This window comes from Xanthomonas sp. 3058 (genome assembly GCF_014199765.1).
Lineage (GTDB): Bacteria > Pseudomonadota > Gammaproteobacteria > Xanthomonadales > Xanthomonadaceae > Xanthomonas > Xanthomonas campestris_B.
On the sequence record NZ_JACHOF010000006.1, the window covers coordinates 204,611 to 225,084 of the forward strand.

The window sequence follows — 20,474 nt, forward strand, 5'->3', positions numbered from 1 at the left end:
TCAACTCAGCTCAGCTGAGTTGACCGTGGCAGTGCTTGTACTTCTTGCCGCTGCCGCACGGGCACGGATCGTTGCGACCGACCTTGGGCTCATCACGGGTGACCTGCGACACAGGTACCGGCGCAGTGCCGCCCTGCATCTGCTCCACTTCCTCGTCGGCGCCGTAGCCGCCGGCTTCCTGGTGCTGGAACTGCGAGGCCATCAGCCGTGCCTGCGCCTGGAGACGTTCCTGCTCTTCCAGCTCGGCCACTTCTTCCTCGCTGCGGATGCGCACGCGCGCCAGCAGGTTGATCACTTCGCGCTTGACGTTCTCCAGCATCTCGGAGAACAGCTCGAAGGCTTCCTTCTTGTATTCCTGCTTGGGCTGCTTCTGCGCATACCCGCGCAGATAGATGCCCTGGCGCAGGTAATCCATCTTGGCCAGATGCTCCTTCCACCCCTGGTCGAGCACGGTCAGCATCACGTGCTTTTCGAGTGAGCGCATGGTGTCGTTGCCCACCGCCGCTTCCTTCTCGGCAAAGTGCGCATCCACCGCCGCCTGCACCTTGGCCGCGATCTGCTCGGCGTCCAGCTCTTCCTGCGTGCGCGCCATCTCGCTCAGCGCCAGCGGCATGCCCAGCTCCGATTCCAGCGTGGCCTCCAGGCCCTTGAGGTCCCACTGTTCGTCCACCGAATTGGGCGGCACGAAACGGGCGACCAGATCGTAGATCACATCGCCGCGGATGCCGTCGACGTTGTCCTTGACCGATTCGGCATCCAGCAATTCATCGCGCTGGGCGTAGATCACCTTGCGCTGATCGTTGTTGACGTCGTCGAAATCCAGCAGGTTCTTGCGGATGTCGAAGTTGTGCGCTTCCACCTTGCGCTGCGCCTTCTCGATCTGCCGGCTGACCAGGCGATCCTCGATGACGTCGTCTTCCTTCATGCCCATCATGCGCATCGCCTTCTGGACCCAGTCCGAGGCGAAGATGCGCATCAGGTTGTCTTCCAGCGATAGATAGAAGCGCGAGGAACCCGGGTCACCCTGGCGACCGGCACGGCCGCGCAGCTGGTTGTCGATACGCCGCGATTCGTGGCGCTCGGTACCGATGATGTGCAGGCCGCCGGCCGCCTTGACCGCATCGTGGCGACGCTGCCATTCGGTCTTGGCCTGCTGGCGCTGTTCGTCGCTGATGTCCTCGCCCATGCCGTGCAACTCGGTTTCCAGCGAACCGCCCAGCACGATGTCGGTACCGCGACCGGCCATGTTGGTGGCGATGGTCACCGCGCCCGGCTGGCCGGCGTTGGCCACGATGGTGGCTTCGCGTTCGTGCTGCTTGGCGTTGAGCACTTCGTGCTTGACCCCGGCCTTGCGCAGATGCTCGGACAGCATCTCCGAGGTTTCGATCGAGGTGGTGCCCACCAGCACCGGCTGGCCGCGCTTGGCGCAATCTTCGATATCGGCCAGCACCGCATTGAACTTGCCCTTGCGGTTGAGGAAGACCTGATCCGGGTGGTCCTTGCGCACGGTCGGGCGGTTGGTCGGAATCACCACCACTTCCAGGCCGTAGATGCTCTGGAATTCGTAGGCTTCGGTGTCGGCCGTACCGGTCATGCCGGACAGCTTCTTGTACATGCGGAACAGGTTCTGGAAGGTGATGCTGGCCAGCGTCTGGTTCTCGCGCTGTACCGGCACGCCTTCCTTCGCTTCGACCGCCTGATGCAGACCATCGGACCAGCGACGCCCGGTCAGAGTGCGGCCGGTGAATTCGTCGACGATCACCACTTCGCCATCGCGCACGATGTAATCCACATCGCGCTGGTAGATCGCATGCGCACGCAGCGCGGCGTTGAGGTGATGCACCACGCTCAGGTTCTGCGCGGCATACAGGCCGTCTTCGGCGTTTTCCAGGATGCCGGCCTGCATCAGCAGTTCTTCGGCGTGGCCCATGCCCGCCTCGGACAGATGCACCTGCTTGCCCTTCTCGTCGATCCAGTAATCGCCCTCGCCCTCTTCGCTTTCCTGCTTGGTCAGCTGCGGCACGATGCGGTTGACGCGGATGTACAACTCCGGCGATTCGTCGGCCGGGCCGGAAATGATCAGGGGGGTGCGCGCTTCGTCGATCAGGATCGAGTCGACTTCGTCGACGATCGCGTAATGCAGATTGCGCTGATAGCGGTCGGCGCGCGACAGCGCCATGTTGTCGCGCAGGTAATCGAAGCCGAACTCGTTGTTGGTGCCGTAGGTGATATCGCTGCCATAGGCCTCGCGCTTGTCGCTGTGCGGCATGCCCGGATACACCACGCCCACGCTCAGGCCCAGCCAGTTGTACAACTTGCCCATCTGCGCAGCATCGCGGCGCGCCAGGTAGTCGTTGACCGTGACCACGTGCACGCCCTCGCCCTGCAGCGCGTTGAGGTACACCGGCAGCGTGGCCACCAGGGTCTTGCCTTCACCGGTGCGCATCTCGGCGATCTTGCCCAGGTGCAACACCATGCCGCCGATCAGCTGCACGTCGTAATGGCGCATGCCGAGCACGCGACGGCTGGCCTCGCGGCACACCGCAAACGCTTCTGGAAGAATCTTGTCCAGGGACTCGCCGATGGCAAGCCGCTGCTTGAACTCCGGGGTCTTGGCTTGCAGCTCGGCGTCGGAGAGCTTCTCGATCGTCGGCTCCAGCGCATTGATCTGGGTGACGAGGCGGGTGAGCTGGCGCAGCTGGCGTTCGTTACGACTGCCAAAGACACGGGTAAGCAGACTGTTGATCATTGAAGAAACCGGTTGAAAAGGAACGGTTTGACCGACGCCGGTCCCAAGACCCGACCGCCGTAAACGAAACAGGGCGCACTGCGCCCTGTCGATGGCAACACCCTATTGTAGCTTGGGGCGGGCCTTCACGAATCAAGCACCGCGCGCCGCCTGCTCAACCGCGTCCTCGACGTCCCACCGGCGTATTGGTATCGCCCAGGAATTTGCGCGGATTGACCACCTTGCCGTCCACCCAGACCTCGAAATGCACATGTGCGCCGGTGGATCGGCCACTGGAACCGGCCTTGGCCAGCTGCTGGCCGGCACGCACCAGGTCGCCCACCTTCACCACCAGCCGCGAGTTGTGCGCGTAGCGGGTCACGTAGCCATTGCCGTGGTCCACCTCGACCACGTTGCCGTAGCCGCCGCGCACGCCGGCGTAGCTGACCACGCCGTCGGCCACCGACATCACCGGGTCGCCCACGTTGGCATGGAAATCCACGCCCTTGTGGAAGGCCGAGCCACCATCGAATGGATCGGCGCGGCCACCGAAGCCGGAGGTGATGTAGGTATTGCGGATCGGCACCCGCGATGGCACCGAATTCTGCTCAAGCTGATGATCGAACATCAGCGAGGCCAGGACGTCCAACTGCTGGCCAGCGGCGGAGAACTGCTGCTCGACCTGCCCGAGATTCTGCTTGAGCACCTTGACCGGCATGTCGTTGACCGGCTCATCGCCGCCACCGACGCCGACCGGCTCGTCGAAGTCGAACTCGCCGTCCTTCAACTTGCCCATTTCGGTCAGGCGCTCGCCCAAGGCATTCAGGCGGGTCGCCTGCGCCTGCAACTCGCCCATGCGCGCGGCCAGTGCATTGACCTGCGCCTGCGAGGCGCGCTGCGCCTGCGCAAGTTCGGACTGCTGCCGGGCGACCTTGGCCTCCAGCGCAGAATTGGTCACCATGCCGGTGGCGGTACTGGCACCGACGCCGATCAGCATGCCCAGGCCCAGGACCGCACCGAGGACGAGCATCGGTCGATCCGCCGCAAAGCCTTGGAACTGTTGGGCCAACCGCTGGGCCCGGGTCTGCCGAGATTTGATTACGACTTTCTTCAACGCCATATGAGTGTCATGTCCAAGCCCAAGTCCAACGCACGCAACCCTTCCACTCCACAACCGGCCATCGAGGCAGCGTTGGGCGAAAAGGCTGGCGACCCCTTGCGCCGGGCCTTGTGGCTCGATGCGCTGGACCGGCAGTTGCGTCCCCTGTTACCGCCCCATCTGGCCACCCGTTGCCGGTTGGCCAATGTCCGAGGCGAACAGCTCGTTTTTCTAGTTGATTCACCGGTCTGGCATGCCAAGGTGCGGCTTGCCGAGACCCAAATCCTTGATGCCGCCCGATCCATCGGACTGAAGGCCACCGCAGTGACCGTCAAGACCGCGACCACTCAGCTGCATTCCCCAATGCAGCAGAACCGCGACCCTGCGCGCCCGGTGTCCGAGGCGACGCATCGAGGTCTGCGCGACGCGCTGGCTTCCTTGCAGGACGTCCTACCGACAAAACGGTGAGGTCCGTGCCGCATGGTGCGAAGCGGCCGCCAGGGTGTGAAAGGATTGCGAAGATGCAGACGACCCGGCGCATCCTAGCGGTCGCAGGACGCGCAGGAGTTAGGGAAGTCTTAAATAAGTGTTAAGAACGGGCCGAAAATCCGATGGAGTTCACACTTCGGACGCCGCTGGCGCCATTCCCCGACATCAGGCGTAGACGGGACTGGCGTACAGGACCGGCGGTTGCTCGGTGCCTTCCGGGAAGCTGACCCATTCCCAGGCGGCCTGGTCGGCCAACAGCGCACGCACCAGCTTGTTATTGAGTGCATGCCCGGATTTGAAGCCTTCGTAGGCGCCCAGAATGGCGCCGCCGGCCAGATACAGGTCGCCGATGGCGTCCAGGATCTTGTGCCGTACGAATTCGTTGGTATAGCGCAGACCGTCCTCGTTGAGCACGCGGAACTCGTCCAGCACGATGGCGTTGTCCATCGAGCCGCCCAGGCCCAGATTGCGCTCGCGCATGTACTCAAGGTCGCGCATGAAGCCGAAGGTGCGGGCGCGCGAGATTTCCTTGACGTAGGCCGAGGTGGAGAACTCGATTTCCTGGCGCGACTGCCTGGCCGGGATCATCGGGTGATTGAATTCGATGGTGAAACCGAGCTTGTAGCCTTCGTAAGGCTCGAAGCGTGCGACCTTGTCGCCCTCGCGCACTTCCACCGGCTGCTTGATGCGGATGAAACGCTTGGACTTGTTCTGCTCGACGATGCCGGCAGACTGCAGCAGGAACACGAACGGGCCTGAAGAACCGTCCATGATCGGCAACTCGGCCGAGGACAGTTCGACAATGACGTTGTCCACCCCCAGGCCGGCCAGCGCGGACATCAGATGCTCGACGGTCTGGATCTTGGCGCCATTGCGGGTCAGCCCCGTGCACAGCGTGGTTTCGGTGACCAGCTCGGCATCGGCGGGCACCTCGACGATCGGTTCCAGGTCCACACGCCGGAACACCACGCCATGATCGACCGGAGCCGGCCGTAGCGTCATATACACCTTGTCGCCGCTGTGCAGGCCGACGCCGGTGGCACGAATGGTGTTCTTGAGAGTGCGTTGCTGGGTCATATGCGAAGTCTGGAGGAACAATGCAGACAGACGCTGAACCGGCTGTCGATGCGTTGAGATTATCCGAATTTTAACAAGCCGCGCGTGACGGCAACTGTAATCGCCTGGTCACGCCACTGCAAAAGCTGCCGGATCGCGGGCGATCCGGCAGAAAGAGGACATGGCATTGCGACCCCGAAGCGAGCTCCGGGGCAGTGCTGGCGACGCCGCCGAAGCGGCGCAGCGAACGTACGTCAGTCGGCCTGGCGGCGCAGGAACGCCGGGATATCCAGGTAGTCGTTGGGCAGGTCTGCGGCCGGCGCCGTGGAGCCGCCGCCAGGGTTGCTGCTGCCGACCGAGTCGCTGCTCGGACGGCGCAGGCCAAGGCCCATGCTGCCGCCAACCGACTTGGACACCGCGTCGCCGCTGCTGGTGTCGAAGTCGCCGAATTCCGGCTGGCCGGTGGTGGCGTTGCGCACCAGCTTGATCGGCGCGCGCTGATCCGGGCGCTGCGACTGACGAGCCACTGCACGGTTCAGGCCGGTGGCCACGACGGTGACGCGCACCTCGTCCTGCATGTCCGGGTCGAGCACGGTCCCCACCACCACGGTCGCATCTTCCGAAGCGAAGGCTTCGATGGTGCGGCCGATCTCGTCGAACTCGGCCATGGTGAAGTCCGGCCCGGCGGTGATGTTGACCAGGATGCCATTGGCACCGGCGAGGTTGACGTCGTCCAGCAGCGGGTTCTGGATGGCGGCTTCGGCAGCGGCCTGCGCGCGATCGTCGCCGCGTGCCGAACCGGTGCCCATCATCGCCAGGCCCATTTCCGACATCACGGTGCGCACGTCGGCGAAGTCGACGTTGATCAGGCCCGGACGCACGATCAGATCGGCGATGCCCTGCACGGCGCCCTGCAGCACGTCGTTGGCGGCGCGGAACGCCTGCACCATGGTGGCATTGCGGCCCAGCACGGTGATCAGCTTTTCATTGGGGATGGTGATCAGCGAGTCGCAATGCTGGCTCAGTTCCTCGATGCCCTTCAGCGCCACCTGCATGCGGCGACGGCCTTCGAACGGGAACGGCTTGGTGACCACGGCCACGGTCAGGATGCCCATTTCCTTGGCCAGCTGTGCCACCACCGGTGCAGCACCGGTACCGGTGCCGCCGCCCATGCCGGCGGTGATGAACACCATGTCCGCACCCTGCAGCGCGTCCATGATGCGCTCGCGGTCTTCCAGCGCGGCCTGGCGGCCGACTTCCGGGTTCGCGCCTGCGCCCAGGCCCTTGGTGACGTTGGTGCCGAGCTGCAGCTGCAGCTTGGCGCCGCAGTTCTTGATCGCCTGCGAGTCGGTGTTGGCGGTGATGAATTCCACGCCATCGACGTTGGTGTTGACCATGTGCGCAACCGCGTTGCCGCCGCCGCCGCCCACGCCAACGACCTTGATTACCGCGTTGGGAGCCATCTTTTCGATCAGTTCAAAATGTGCCATGTCAGTGTCCTCTTGAGCCGGGATTGGGGTGTGGGGATTGGGGATTCGCAAAAGCGTTGGTCCCTGTCCACTCCGCACCACGGCGAGTGTTGTTGTTTGAAAGTCGGGATTCGTGTGCGGGGGGCCATAGATCCGCTGCTGCGCTCTACCACTCACCACACCTGCTCCTCGATGTAATTGCTGCAAAGAATTTTACCGCCTACCCGCTCGCCGCTCTCTACTTAATCGTTGCTGCCACTTCTGTTTTTTCTTCCGCACTTACCAATCCCAAATCCCGAATTCCAAATCCCGGCCCCTCAGAATTCGCCGCGATACCAGTTCTTCAATTTCTTGAACAAACTCCCGGCACGTCCGGTCGGGATCGACGGACGACGCGGGTGTTCGATCTGGCTACCCATCAGCAACAGGCCCACGCCGGAGGCGTGCACCGGGTTGCCGACGACTTCGCCCAGGCCGGTGACGTGCTGGGGAATGCCCACGCGCACCGGCATCTGCAACATCTCTTCGGCCAGTTCGACCACGCCTTCCATTTTCGACGCGCCACCGGTGAGCACCATGCCGGCGCGCACCATTTCCTCGAAACCGGAGCGGCGCAACTCGGCCTGCACCATTTCGAAGATTTCTTCGTAACGGCCCTGCACCGCCTGCGCGAGCGCATGCCGTGGCATGCGGCGCGGCGGGCGGTCGCCGACCGACGGCACCTGGATGCTTTCTTCGGCGGTGGCCAGCTGCGCCAGCGCGCAGGCGTAACGCACCTTGATCTGCTCGGCTTCCGGGGTCGGCGTGCGCAGCATGTGCGCGATGTCGTTGGTGACGTGGTCGCCGGCGATCGGTAGCGATGCGGTGTGGCAGATCGCGCCCTGCACGTAGACGGCCAGGTCGGTGGTGCCGGCACCGATATCCACCAGCACCACGCCCAACTCGCGTTCGTCGGCGGTCAACACCGCCACGCTGGAAGCCAGCGACGACAGCACCAGATCGTCCACCTGAAGGCCGCATTTCTGCACGCACTTGGTGATGTTGGCCGCGGCCGACTGCGCGCACACCACCAGATGCGCATGCACCTCCAGGCGCACGCCGGTCATGCCGACCGGATTGCGGATGCCTTCCTGCGAATCGTCCAGCACGTACTCGCGCGGGATCGCATGCAGGATGCGCTGGTCGGCAGGAATGGCCACGGCCTTGGCCGCATCCAGCACGCGTTCCAGATCGCTCCAGGTCACTTCGCCGTCGCGGATCGGCACGATGCCGGGCGAGTTCTTGCATTGCACGTGGTTGCCAGAGATCGATGCGTACACCGAGCGGATTTCGCAACCGGCCATCAGCTCGGCTTCTTCCACCGCGCGCTGAATCGACTGCACGGTGGATTCGATATCCACCACTACGCCGCGCTTGAGACCGCGCGACTCATGCGAACCGATGCCGATCACTTCGATCGGATTGCCGGGCGAGTACTCGCCGACCAGCGCGACGACCTTGGAGGTGCCGATGTCCAGTCCAACGATGAGGGATTTGTCGCCTTTGCGGTTCATGTCTTAAAGCCGGGATTCGAGATTCGGGAGTCGGGATTGGAGAAGAGCGGGGTATGGGCGCGAGGCAATTCCAGGACGACTGTGTGGTGTGCGGCAGGTGTGGCCGCAGGACCCTTCTTCTTGGTCTCCGGCGCGCCTTCTTCCATTTTTCGTTCGACCGTAAAGCCGTTGGTGTAGCGCAGGTCGGCGCGGGCGACCGGGCGTTGCGGGTCGGCCAGCTGCGGTAGCACGCGGGCGAAACGCTGCAGGCGCGCGCGCGCGTCGTCGCGGCCGATCACGATCTGCACGCCGTTGCTCAGGCCGAGCGACCAGCTGCCGCGCGCGTCCATTTCCAGGCGATCCACATCCAGCCCGGCCGGTGCGAACAGTGCGCGCGATTCGTTGTACAGCGCCATGACGTCCTGGGTCTTGCTGTCCGGGCCACCGAGTTGCGGCAGCTTGAAATCCTTCAGCAACGGCGGGGTGCGGAACAACCGGCCCTGCTCGGACAACATGCGGTCGGTTCCCCAGCGCGCGAACGGCTTGTGCTCGGTGACATGCACTTCCAGCACGTCCGGCCAACGCTTGCGGACCTGCGCACTTTCCACCCACGGCAAGCGCGCGATGGCGTCCTGCGCGTTCTGCAACTTGACTGCGAAAAAGCCCGAGCGCGCATACGGCAAGACCACCGCACGCAACTCTTCTGCCGGCACCCGCTTGAAGTCGCCGGACACCCGCAAGCGTGCCAACGGCCAACGCTCGGCGCCAACCCAACCATTGAGCACAGCCACCACCGGCAACGCCACCAGCGCCACCGCGATCAACCACGCCAGGATGCGCAGCGTGGCGTTCATGCGCGCGCTCCGCGCGCGAGATTCGTGATTGGGGATTGGGGATTCGCAACGGCAGCAGCAACAGCAACGGCGCGCGCGGCGTCGCTGCTCACCAATCCCGAATGCCGAATCCCAAATCCCGGCTTCATAGCGTCTGCTCCAGCACGCGCCAGACCAGCTCTTCGAAATCGATACCGAGCTGGCGCGCGGCCTTGGGCACCAGCGAGTGGCTGGTCATGCCCGGGGCGGTGTTCACTTCGAGCAGATACAGCTGGCCGCTGGCGCGGTCGCGCATCACATCGACACGGCCCCAGCCACGCGCGCCCGCAGCGCGGAACGCATCCAGTGCGAGCTGGTGGATCTGCGCTTCTGCATCGCCGTCCAGGCCCGGGCACAGGTACTGGGTATCGTCGGCCACGTACTTGGCGTTGTAGTCGTACCACTGGCCCTTGGGCACGATGCGGATCGACGGCAGCGCGTGTTCACCGAGCACGGCCACGGTGAGTTCGTCGCCTTCGATCAGTTGTTCCATCAACAGCGCGCCATCGTAGCGTGCCGCCAGCACCACGGCTTCTTCGAGCTGGGCCTGGTCGAACACGCGGCTGATGCCGACGCTGGAGCCTTCGTTGGCCGGCTTGACGATGACCGGCAAGCCGATCTGCCGTGCGGCGGCATGGATCTCATCGGCGCTGGCGCCGGCAGCCAGGCGCGCATAGCGCGGCGTCGGCAAGCCCAGCGACAGCCACACCTGCTTGGTGCGGATCTTGTCCATGCTCAACGCCGAACCCAGCACGTTGGAGCCGGTGTACGGCACCTTGAAGGCTTCCATCAGGCCTTGCACGATGCCGTCTTCGCCGCCGCCGTTATGGCCGTGCAGCACGTTGAAGACGCGATCGAAGCGCTGCTCGACCAGGGCCTGCGCCAATGCGGGGATGCCGTCGACCGGCTGTGCATCGACGCCGCGCGCACGCAAGGCGTCGAGCACGTTGCTGCCGGAGTTCAACGACACTTCGCGCTCGGAAGACGTCCCGCCGAGCAGCACGGCGACACGACCGAAGACAGCTGGATCGGTGATGCGGGCGCTTTCGATATGGGTGCTCATGCGGCGGCTCCGGTGAAGCCGTTGTTGATGATGTGCTGCGCCACATAACCGATATCGCCGGCACCCATCATCAGCAACAGATCGCCGTCCTGCAGGACGTCAGGCAACACCTCGGCGAGGCCGGAAATCTGCCCGACCACCACCGGTTCGCTGCGACCGCGCGCACGGATGGCGCGCGCCAGCGCGCGCGAGTCGGCACCCGGAATCGGCGCTTCGCCAGCCGGATAGACCTCGCTCAGGACCAGCGCATCGACGGTGCTCAGCACTGCGGCGAAGGCGTCGAACTGATCGCGGGTGCGGCTGTAACGGTGCGGCTGAAATGCAACCACCAGACGCTTGTCCGGCCAACCGCCGCGCGCGGCGGCGAACACCGCTTCCAGCTCGCGCGGATGGTGGCCGTAATCGTCGACCACGCGGACGCGCGCACCGGCACTGGTGGTGACTTCGCCCAGATCGTTGAAGCGACGACCGATGCCGGCGAAGTTTTCCAGCGCACGCGCAATGGTTTCCGGCGCCACGCCCAGCTGCCAGCCGATCGCGGCAGCGGCCAGCGCGTTGAGCACGTTGTGACGGCCCGGCAAAGCCAGCGTCACCGGCGTGGTGGTGCCTTCGGGCAGACGCAGCGTGAAGCGCATGCGCGGGCCGTCCTGCATCACATCCTCGGCGCGCACGTCGGCGTTTTCGCTCATGCCGTAACTCATCACGTGGCGCGGCGTCTTGCTCGCAAGCGCGGCCACTTCCGGGTCGTCGATGCACAGCAGCGCCAGCCCGTAGAACGGCAGGCGCTGCAGGAATTCTGCGAATGCCGCCTGGATGCGCGAGAAATCGTTGCCGTAGTTTTCCAGGTGATCCGAATCGATATTGGTGATCACCGCCATCAACGGATTCAGGCGCAGGAAGCTGCCATCGCTTTCGTCGGCTTCGGCAACCAGCCACTGGCCGCCGCCGAGCTTGGCGTTGGCACCGGCCGCCAGCAACTGCCCGCCGATGACGAAGGTCGGATCCAGCCCACCCTCGCTCAGCACGGCCGCCGCCAGGCTGGTGGTGGTGGTCTTGCCATGCGTGCCGGCCACTGCAATGCCGCGGCGGAAGCGCATCAACTCGGCCAGCATCGCCGCACGCGGCATGATCGGAATGCGCTGGCTGCGCGCTTCCATCAGCTCGGGGTTGTCTTCGCGGATCGCACTAGAAACCACCACGCAATCGGTGCCGAGCACATTGGCCGCCGAATGCCCGCGCATCACCCGCGCACCGAGCTTGGCCAGCCGGCGCGTTGCTGTGTTATCGGCGTTGTCCGAACCGGAGACTTCATAACCCAGCGTCAGCATCACCTCGGCGATGCCACTCATGCCGGTGCCGCCGATACCGACGAAATGCACGCGCGGAAACGCGCGTACCAGATCGCCACTGTCCTGCAGGCGGCGGATCACGCAGCACCTCCGCTGGAGGTGCCGGGATTTGGCATTCGGGATTGGAGATTGGTGGCGACCAACTGCGCGGAGCGGTCGCCATTAACGGATCTCTGCATGCTGTCCTGCTTGTGCTGTTGCGCTTGACGAATGCCCAATCCCGAATCCCCACTCCCGGCCTCTTGAAGAATGATGTCGGCGATGCGCTCTGCGGCATCCGGCTTGGCCAGGGTGCGTGCGGCGTTTGCCATCGACAGGCGACGGGCCGGGTCGGCGAGCAGGGGTTGCAGCACCTGCTGCAACCGCACGGCCAGGGTGTCGTCCTGCTTGAGCAGCACGGCGGCGTCAGCGCCGACCAGGTATTCGGCATTGCGGGTCTGGTGATCGTCGACGGCGGCGGCGAACGGCACCAGCACGCTGCCGACGCCGGCGGCGCACAGCTCGGCCAGCGTGGAGGCGCCGGCGCGGCACACGACCAGATCGGCCCATGCATACGCGGCCGCCATGTCGGCGATGAAGGGTTCGACGCTGGCGTTGACGCCGGCCTGCGCGTATGAGGCTTCGGCTTCGGCGCGCAGCTTTTCGCCACACTGGTGGCGCACGTCGACATCCGGGTGACCGAGTGCCGCCAGCGCTGCCGGCACGGCTTGATTCAAGGCACGTGCGCCCTGGCTGCCGCCGAGCACCAGCACCCGTACGGCACCGCCGCGGCCGACCAGACGCGTGGCCGGCGACGGAAGCGCTGCGATCTCCGCGCGCACCGGATTGCCCACCGCTTCTTCGCCAACGAAGCTGCCCGGGAAACCGGTCAACACGCGGCGTGCGAAACGCGACAACACCTTGTTCGTCATGCCCGGCGCGCGGTTCTGTTCGTGCACCAGCAGCGGCACGCCGAGCAGACGTGCGGCCAGGCCACCGGGGCCGGCAGCGAAACCGCCGAAACTGATCACCGCGCGCGGCTGGCGCTTGCGCAGCACGAAGCCGGCGGCGCGCACCGCGCGCATCACCCGCACCGGCGCGCCGAGCAGCTTGGCGATGCCCTTGCCACGCAAGCCGCTGATGGCCAGGGTATCGATCTGGATGGCGTGCTGCGGCACCAGGCGGGTTTCCATCGCGCCGTCTGCGCCCAGCCAGGTCACCGGCACGCCGCGCGCGCGCAGCACCTTGGCCACGGCCAGACCGGGGAAGATGTGCCCGCCGGTACCGCCAGCCAGAATCATCACTGGACGCACGTCCGCGACCGACGATGCGGGCGCTTGCGAGGGAGCCGCATGGTCACCCGCCTTCATGCGATTCTCCCGAACGTCGGTTCCACGCGCGGCTGCATGCGGCTGGTGCCGCGCAAGATGGCCGATGCCGGCGCCACCGCTGCGGCTGCGACCGGTGCAGGCGCAGCGGCAGCAGCGGTTTCGCGCTGCGGCTTACGCGCTGGCGCATAGGCCGGCGGTACGGATTCGACCACTGGCTCGGCCGGCTCGGCAGTCGCCGTACCCGCACCCTGCGGCGACAACTTGCTGCGCAGGCGCTCGGCACGATCCATTTCGTAGGACACCCGCAGCAGCAGGCCCATCGCCACGCAGGTCATCAGCACCGATGAACCGCCGGAGGAGATCAGCGGCAACGTCAGGCCCTTGGTCGGCAGGATGCCCAGGTTCACGCCCACCGAAACGAAGCTCTGCAGGCTGATCCACAAGCCGATGCCGAAGGCGATGTAGCCGGAGAAATGACGCTTCATTTCCACGCAACGCATGCCCAGCCAGAACGCCCGGCCGACCAGCAGCGCGTACAGCGCGATCACCCCGCACACGCCGACGAACCCGAGCTCTTCGGCAATCACCGAGAAGATGAAGTCGGTATGCGCTTCGGGCAGGTAGTTGAGCTTTTGCACCGACGCGCCCAGGCCCACGCCGGTCCACTGGCCACGTCCCACCGCCATCAACGCGTTCGACAACTGATAACCGGAGCCGAGCTGATCGGCCCATGGATCCAGGAACGAGGTGATGCGGCGCAGGCGGTACGGTTCCAGGATCGCGATGAAGGCGAACACCGGCAGGCCGATGACGATCGGCATCGACATGCGCGGCAGGTTGACCCCGCCCAGCACCAGCATGCCGGCAGTGATCGCCAGCAGCAGCGTCGACGAGCCGAAGTCCGGCTGCATCAGCAGCAGGCCGACCAGCGCCACCGCCACACCCAGCGGCTTGAGCATCGCCGGCCAGGTCGCATTGACCTCGTCGCGGAAGCGCACCAGGTAGCTGGACAGCCAGACGATGTAGAGCACCTTGACCGCTTCGACGGTCTGGAACTTCGACACGCCCAGGTTGATCCAGCGCTTGGCACCGTTGACGCTGCTACCCAGGCCGGGCACGAACACCACCATCAACAGGCCGAAGCAGGCCAGCAGCAACACCTGGTTGTACTGCTCGATGGTCTTGAGCTCGGTGCGCATCGCCCAGAACGCCAGGCCGATGCCGATGCCCAGGAACAGCAGATGGCGGGTGAGGTAATAGAACGGGTTGTCGGACAACTCGATCGAGCTGGACGCGACCATCACCACGCCCAGCGAGGCGAGCGTGGCCGCCGCGCCGAGCAGCCACGGATCGTAGCGGCCGCCGATGGCGTCCAGTCGTGTGGCCTGGCGGGACATGTCGTTCATCAGCGCACCTTCAACGTGGCGAGGCCGATCAGCACCAGCACCACCGAAATGATCCAGAAGCGCACGATCACGCGCGGCTCCGGCCAACCCTTCAGTTCGAAGTGGTGATGGATCGGCGCCATGCGGAACACGCGCTTGCCGGTCAGCTTGAAGCTGGCGACCTGGATCATCACCGACAACGTTTCGATCACGAACACGCCGCCCATGATCACCAGCACCAGTTCCTGGCGCACGATCACCGCGATGGTGCCGAGCACCGCGCCCAGCGACAGCGCGCCGATGTCGCCCATGAACACCATGGCCGGGTAGGTGTTGAACCACAGGAAGCCAAGGCCCGCGCCGGCGATCGCCGAGCAGATGATGATCAGCTCGCCAGCCCCGGGAATCAGCGGGATTTTCAGGTATTCGGCAAACACCACGTTGCCCGAGGCATAGGCGAACACGCCCAGCGCGCAGGCCACCAGCACGGTCGGCATGATCGCCAGACCATCCAGGCCGTCGGTCAGGTTCACCGCATTGGAGAAGCCGACGATCCAGAAGTAGGCGATCACCACGAAACTCACGCCGGCCAACGGCAGCGCGATCGACTTGAACATCGGGATGTAGAAGGTGATCGCCGCCGGTACATCGGCGGTGTAGAACAGGAACAGCCCTGCCGCCAGACCGAAGATCGACTGCAGCAGATATTTCCAGCGCGACTTCAGACCGTTGGGATCACGGCGCACGATCTTGATCCAGTCGTCGTACCAGCCGATCGCGCCGAAGCAGATCATCACCGCCAGCACCAACCACACGTAACGGTTGCGCAGGTCGCCCCACAACAGCACCGACAAGGTCACCGTCAGCAGGATCAGCGAGCCGCCCATGGTCGGCGTGCCGGCCTTGGAAAAATGTGTCTGCGGGCCATCCTGGCGGATCGGCTGGCCGCCCTTGAACTGGGCCAGCTTGCGGATCACCGCCGGGCCCATCCACAACGACAGGAACAGCGCTGTCAGCGCTGCGAGGATGCCGCGAAAGGTCAGATAGTTGAACAGCCCGAACAGGCTCTCCAGTTGCTGTAGCCAACGGGCCAACTCAAGCAGCATGCGATGCGCCCTCCGCCGGTGCGAGCAACGCGGTGACGATGCGGTCCATGGCGCTGCCGCGCGAGCCTTTCACCAACAAGGTGGGCGGGAGTTGCGCCGTGGTGGCGGCAGTCTGCGCCGCCGCACCGGTGTGTTCGTGCATCGAAGAAGGTTCCTGCGTTTGAGTCTGCGAAACGGCGAGCTGCGCCAGATCCGCCTGCAAGGCCGCGGCCAGCGCGGCATGGGTGGCGAACACGCGGCCGCCGTCGCCGAACGCCTGCGCGGCGGCGGCACTGAGCTCGCCCAACGCGTACAGGCGCTGCAACTTGGCCGCGCGTGCGCGACGTCCGGCAGCGGCGTGCAATGCCGCGCCTTCCGGGCCGAGTTCGCGCATGTCACCGAGCACCAACCAGCCGGTGCCTGGCGCAGCGGCCAGGGTATCGATGGCGGCGTCCAGCGAGCCCGGGTTGGCGTTGTAGCTGTCGTCGATCAACACCGCGCCGCCAGGCAGCGTGTGGGCGATCTGACGGCCGGCCACCGGGCGCGCCTGCGCCAGGCCAGCGGCGATGATCGGCAATGCAATCCCCGCACCCAACGCCAGACCGGTCGCTGCCAGCGCGTTGAGCACGTTGTGACGGCCCGGCAACGGCAGCGCGATCTGCGCCTGGCCTTGCGGCGTCACCAGGGTGAAGTGCGCCCCCTCGGCATGCAGACGGAGCTGACGTGCGGTGATCTCGGCACTGGCCTGCAGGCCATAGCGCACCACGCGACGGCCCTGCACCGGCTGCGCATGCAGCTGCTGCTCGAACCATGCACCGAAGGCATCGTCGGCATTGATCACCGCCACGCCATCGGCCGGCAGTGCGGCGTAGATGGCGCCCTTGGTGCGCGCAACGCCGAGCAGGCTGCCCAGGCGCTCCAGATGCGCGGGCGCGATGTTGTTGACCAGGGCCACGTGCGGCTGCGCGATCTCGGTGAGATAGGCGATATCGCCCGGCTTGCCGGCGCCCATTTCGTAGATCGCCAGATCCGCATCGTCGGGGGCGGCGATCACTGCCAACGGCAGGCCGATCTCGTTGTTGCGGTTGCCCGGCGTGGCGTAGACGGTGGTGCCGTCGACGCGCCCGGCCTCGGTCAGGATCGACAACAGCAGGGCCTTGACGCTGGTCTTGCCGTTGGAACCGGTCAAGGCGATCACCCGCGTGGCGCGGTCGCGCTGCATGCCGGCGGCGATGCGCGCCAGGGCAAGCTCGGTATTTTCCACCAGCACCTGCGGCACGCCCAGCGCCGGCAGCAGGCGATCCACCAGCACCGCGCTGGCGCCGTGCGCCACTGCATCGGCGGCAAAGTCGTGTCCGTCGAACCGTTCGCCGCGCAACGCCACATACAGGCTGCCGTTGGCCAGCGTGCGGGTGTCGTTGCCGACGGTATCGATCATGGCGTCGTCGCCATGCAGCTCGCCACCGGCCCAGTGGGCGATCAACGACAGCGGGGTGAGCTTCATGCGCGCACTCCCAGCCCGGTGCGCGGCAGCAATGCCTGCCCGGCGACCAAGGCATCGTCGAAGGGATGCTGCACGCCGGCGATTTCCTGATACGGCTCGTGGCCCTTGCCGGCGATCAGCACGATATCGGAGGCACCGGCCATGCCGATGGCCTGATGGATCGCGGCGGCGCGGTCGCGCTGCACGATCGCCGCATCCGGGCGCGCAAAGCCGCGCAGGATATCGGCCACGATCGCATCGCCGTCTTCGCCCCGCGGGTTGTCGTCGGTGACGATCGCCACGTCGGCATTGACCTCGGCAATGGCCGCCATCTGCGGGCGCTTGCCGGTATCGCGTTCGCCGCCGCAGCCGAACACGCAGATCAGCCGATCCTGCGCATGCGAACGCAGGCTGGCCAATGCCTGTTCCAGCGCGTCGGGCGTGTGCGCGTAATCGACCACCACCAACGGTGCGCCATGCGCGCCGCCGAGCCGGTTCATGCGCCCGTGGATCGGCTGCAACCGGCCCAGCACGTCGGCAACCTGGGCCGGCGCAAGGTCCAGCGCATACAACACGCCAGCCACGGCCAGCAGGTTGTCCACGTTGAAGCGGCCCAGCAACGGCGAGTGCACCGGATGCACCTGGCCGGCGATGTGCAGCGCGAAATTGATGCCGTTGTGATCCAGCTGCAATGCCTGCGCACGCACCATGGCATCGGCCTGCGCGCGCGAACTCACGCCGATCGCGCGCAGCGCAGGATCGAGTGCGGCGAACACTGTGCGCCCGAAGGCATCGTCAAGATTCACCACGGCCGCCTTCAGGCCCGCACGCGTGAACAACTTGGCCTTGGCGGCGCCGTATTGCGCCATGTCGCCGTGGTAATCGAGATGGTCGCGGGTGAGATTGGTGAACACCGCCACGTCGAAGTGCACGGCATCCACGCGGCCCTGGTCCAGCGCATGCGAGCTGACTTCCATCGCCACGGCCTGCGCGCCTTCATCGCGCAACTGCGCCAGCAATGCGTGCGTCTGCAACACCAGCGGCGTGGTGAAGCCGGTCGGCACGGTGGTGCCGTACAGGCCCACCCCCAATGTGCCGATGGTGCCGGTGGACGTGCCAAGCAAGGTCAATGCCTGCGCCAGCAATTGCACGCTGGAGGTCTTGCCGTTGGTACCGGTCACACCGACCATGCGCATGGTCCGCGACGGCTGGCCGTGCAACTGGTCGGCCATCGCGCCGAGCCGCGCAGCCAGATCGGGCACGCCGATCGCATCGGCCGGCGCCGGCAACTCGGCTGGTGCCGGTGGCTCGAACAACACCGCAGCAGCGCCATTGGCGCGCGCGTGCTCGGCAAAGCCCAGGCCATGCGCACCGAAACCGGCAATCGCCACGAAGGCATCGCCCGGGCGGACCGCACGACTATCCATCACCAGGCCCGATACCTGCACGTCGTGCGCAAGCGGCACGTCCGGCAAGAGCTGCGACAGCGGCATGGAGCGGCTCACTGATGGCTCTCCTGCAACGGCGCCGGCTGGGCGTGCGCGGGAAGCGCGGCCGGCGCAAGCGCAGTGGGAATGCCGGCAGACACTTCGTCCACCGGGTCCGGTACCAACGCAGGGTCCAGATCGACCGGATGCGGCTTGGCGATCGGCTGACCGGTCTTGCCGGCGGCCTGCGCGGCCAGCCACGACTGGATGTCGTCCGGCGGCACGTCCATCAGCCGCAGCGCACCTTCCATCACCTTGTGGAACACCGGCGCCGACACCAGGCCGCCGTAATACACCTTGCCCTGCGGATCGTTGATCACGATGACGGTGGCAAAACGCGGACGGGTGGCCGGCACCAGGCCGGCGAACAGCGCGTTGTAATGCCCGCGCTCGTAACCGTTGGCGCCGTTCTTGCGCGCGGTACCGGTCTTGCCGGCCACGTGATATCCCAGGATCGCCGCGCCCTTGGCGCCGCCCTGGGTGACCACGGTTTCCATCATGTCGATGACCTGGCGCGCCACTTCCGGCGTGATCACCTGACGGGTCTCGTTGTGCTGGCCGCGCACGAACGTCGGCGGTGTCAGCTTGCCGCCGTTGCCCAGCGTGGCGTACGCCTGCGCGATCTGCAGCGGCGTCACCGACAGGCCGTAGCCGTAGGACATCGTGGTCTTGGACGGGCCGCTCCAACGCTGTGGCGACAGCACCACCCCGGCCGATTCGCCCGGGAAGCCGCTATGCGGCGCGCTGCCGTAACCGAAGTTGCGGATCGACTGATAGAACGTCTGGTCCGGCACCTTGGCGGCGATCTTGGCCGCGCCGATATTCGAGCTGCGGGTGATCACGCCGGTCACGTTGAGCACGCCGTTGTTGCGCGGCACATCGCGGATGGTGAAGCGTCCCACGGCCATGTAGCCGGGGTTGGTATCGATGATGGTGTCCTTGGTCACCACGCCGGCGGTCAGCGCAGTGGCCACGGTGAGCGGCTTCATCGTCGAACCCGGCTCCACCAGATCGGTGACCGCGCGGTTGCGCCGCGCCGACGGGTTGATGCCGGTGACCGAATTGGGGTTGTAGGTGGGCAGGTTGACCATCGCCAGCACTTCGCCGGTGGCCACGTCCATCACCACCATCGACCCGCCGGCGGCGTTGTTCTCGACCAGCGCGTTGCGCAGTTCCTTGTAGGCCAGGAACTGGATGCGACGGTCGATGCTCAGCGTCAGGTCCTTGCCCGGCTGCGCCGGACGCACCAGATCCACACTTTCGACGATCGCACCGCGCGCGTTACGCACCACTTTCTTGGAGCCCGGCTTGCCGCGCAGCCATTCGTCGAAGGCCAGCTCCAGGCCTTCCTGGCCGCGGTCGTCGATATTGGTGAAGCCCAGCACATGGGCCATCGCCTCGCCTTGCGGATAGAAGCGACGGAACTCGCGCTGCGAGAACACGCCGGGAATCTTCAGGTCGACGATGGCATGCGCCTTGTCCGGGTTGATCCGGCGCTGCAGGTACATGAATTCCTTGCCGGCCTTCTGCGCCAGCTTGGCGTTCAACTCGTCCAGTGGCTGGCCGAGCGCCTTGGCCAGTTCGGGAATACGGTCCGGATTGCGCAGCAGCTCTTGCGGATTGACCCAGATCGATTCCACCGGCGTGGACACTGCCAGCGGCTCGCCATTGCGGTCGGTGATCATGCCGCGCGAGGTGGCGATCGGCAGTTCACGCAGGTAACGCGCTTCGCCCTGACGCTGATAGAAATCGCGATTGACCAGCTGCACGAACGCCGCACGGCCGATCAGCGTCACCGAGCACAGGCCCAGCGCGATGCCGACCAACGTCAGGCGGCCGCGCAGATTGAAGTTGCTACGGGCGCGGTTGCGGCCTGCTTTCATGGCGCACCTCCGTGTGCGCCACCCTGCGGGCGGCTGCGCCGTGCAAAACGGCTGTCCTGCCGTTTTGTCATGGACGCATCACCGTGTGCGCCACCCTGCGGGCGGCTGCGCCGTGCAAAACGGCTGTCCTGCCGTTTTGTCATGGACGCATCACCGTGTGCGCCACCCTGCGGGCGGCTGCGCC

At 65.7% G+C, this 20,474-nt stretch carries 15 protein-coding genes; 1 reads left to right on the forward strand and 14 read right to left on the reverse strand.

The window, feature by feature from the left end; genetic code table 11:
* Positions 1-10: 10 nt before the first annotated feature.
* Together secA and GGR61_RS10840 are read right to left on the reverse strand one after the other, a co-directional pair.
* A complete protein-coding gene (gene secA / locus GGR61_RS10835) occupies positions 11-2,749 on the reverse strand; it encodes a preprotein translocase subunit SecA (protein WP_184621375.1) in 2,739 nt (912 codons plus the stop codon).
* Between the two features lie 154 nt (positions 2,750-2,903).
* Positions 2,904-3,848 (reverse strand): M23 family metallopeptidase, encoded by a 945-nt coding sequence (locus tag GGR61_RS10840; protein ID WP_184407362.1) that lies wholly within the window; start codon positions 3,846-3,848, stop codon positions 2,904-2,906.
* Here GGR61_RS10840 and GGR61_RS10845 point away from each other — a divergent pair, their 5' ends adjacent.
* Positions 3,849-4,295 (forward strand): DUF721 domain-containing protein, encoded by a 447-nt coding sequence (locus tag GGR61_RS10845; protein WP_184621376.1) that lies wholly within the window; start codon positions 3,849-3,851, stop codon positions 4,293-4,295.
* A gap of 186 nt (positions 4,296-4,481) precedes the next feature.
* On the opposite strand, the gene lpxC is transcribed toward GGR61_RS10845, so the two are convergent.
* The 12 genes from lpxC to GGR61_RS10905 all read right to left on the reverse strand — a co-directional run bounded on the left by lpxC (position 4,482) and on the right by GGR61_RS10905 (position 20,290).
* Positions 4,482-5,393, reverse strand: a complete 912-nt coding sequence (gene lpxC / locus GGR61_RS10850; protein ID WP_184407364.1) for a UDP-3-O-acyl-N-acetylglucosamine deacetylase — start codon at positions 5,391-5,393, stop codon at positions 4,482-4,484.
* Positions 5,394-5,626: 233 nt separating this feature from the next.
* Complete coding sequence (gene ftsZ / locus GGR61_RS10855) at positions 5,627-6,862, reverse strand: cell division protein FtsZ (protein ID WP_184407365.1); 1,236 nt, start codon at positions 6,860-6,862, stop codon at positions 5,627-5,629.
* A gap of 296 nt (positions 6,863-7,158) precedes the next feature.
* A complete protein-coding gene (gene ftsA, locus GGR61_RS10860) occupies positions 7,159-8,394 on the reverse strand; it encodes a cell division protein FtsA (protein WP_003485272.1) in 1,236 nt (411 codons plus the stop codon).
* Positions 8,391-9,227, reverse strand: a complete 837-nt coding sequence (locus GGR61_RS10865) for a cell division protein FtsQ/DivIB (RefSeq protein WP_184621377.1) — start codon at positions 9,225-9,227, stop codon at positions 8,391-8,393. The genes ftsA and GGR61_RS10865 overlap by 4 nt, the downstream gene beginning before the upstream one ends.
* 124 nt (positions 9,228-9,351) lie before the next feature.
* Positions 9,352-10,308 (reverse strand): D-alanine--D-alanine ligase, encoded by a 957-nt coding sequence (locus tag GGR61_RS10870; protein WP_184621378.1) that lies wholly within the window; start codon positions 10,306-10,308, stop codon positions 9,352-9,354.
* Positions 10,305-11,738, reverse strand: coding sequence for a UDP-N-acetylmuramate--L-alanine ligase (murC, locus tag GGR61_RS10875; RefSeq protein WP_184407368.1), 1,434 nt, complete (start codon positions 11,736-11,738; stop codon positions 10,305-10,307). The genes GGR61_RS10870 and murC overlap by 4 nt, the downstream gene beginning before the upstream one ends.
* Positions 11,735-13,006 carry an undecaprenyldiphospho-muramoylpentapeptide beta-N-acetylglucosaminyltransferase gene (gene murG, locus GGR61_RS10880; protein WP_184621379.1) on the reverse strand — a complete coding sequence of 424 codons (1,272 nt, stop codon included), beginning with the start codon at positions 13,004-13,006 and terminating at the stop codon, positions 11,735-11,737. Before murG ends, murC begins: the two co-directional genes overlap by 4 nt.
* Positions 13,003-14,373 (reverse strand): putative lipid II flippase FtsW, encoded by a 1,371-nt coding sequence (gene ftsW, locus GGR61_RS10885; RefSeq protein WP_184621380.1) that lies wholly within the window; start codon positions 14,371-14,373, stop codon positions 13,003-13,005. Before ftsW ends, murG begins: the two co-directional genes overlap by 4 nt.
* Positions 14,373-15,458, reverse strand: coding sequence for a phospho-N-acetylmuramoyl-pentapeptide-transferase (mraY, locus tag GGR61_RS10890; protein WP_184407371.1), 1,086 nt, complete (start codon positions 15,456-15,458; stop codon positions 14,373-14,375). Before mraY ends, ftsW begins: the two co-directional genes overlap by 1 nt.
* Positions 15,448-16,941, reverse strand: a complete 1,494-nt coding sequence (murF, locus tag GGR61_RS10895; protein ID WP_184407372.1) for a UDP-N-acetylmuramoyl-tripeptide--D-alanyl-D-alanine ligase — start codon at positions 16,939-16,941, stop codon at positions 15,448-15,450. Before murF ends, mraY begins: the two co-directional genes overlap by 11 nt.
* Positions 16,938-18,413 carry a UDP-N-acetylmuramoyl-L-alanyl-D-glutamate--2,6-diaminopimelate ligase gene (locus GGR61_RS10900; RefSeq protein WP_184621391.1) on the reverse strand — a complete coding sequence of 492 codons (1,476 nt, stop codon included), beginning with the start codon at positions 18,411-18,413 and terminating at the stop codon, positions 16,938-16,940. The genes murF and GGR61_RS10900 overlap by 4 nt, the downstream gene beginning before the upstream one ends.
* A gap of 8 nt (positions 18,414-18,421) precedes the next feature.
* Positions 18,422-20,290, reverse strand: coding sequence for a penicillin-binding protein 2 (locus GGR61_RS10905; protein ID WP_184621381.1), 1,869 nt, complete (start codon positions 20,288-20,290; stop codon positions 18,422-18,424).
* Positions 20,291-20,474: the final 184 nt, after the last annotated feature.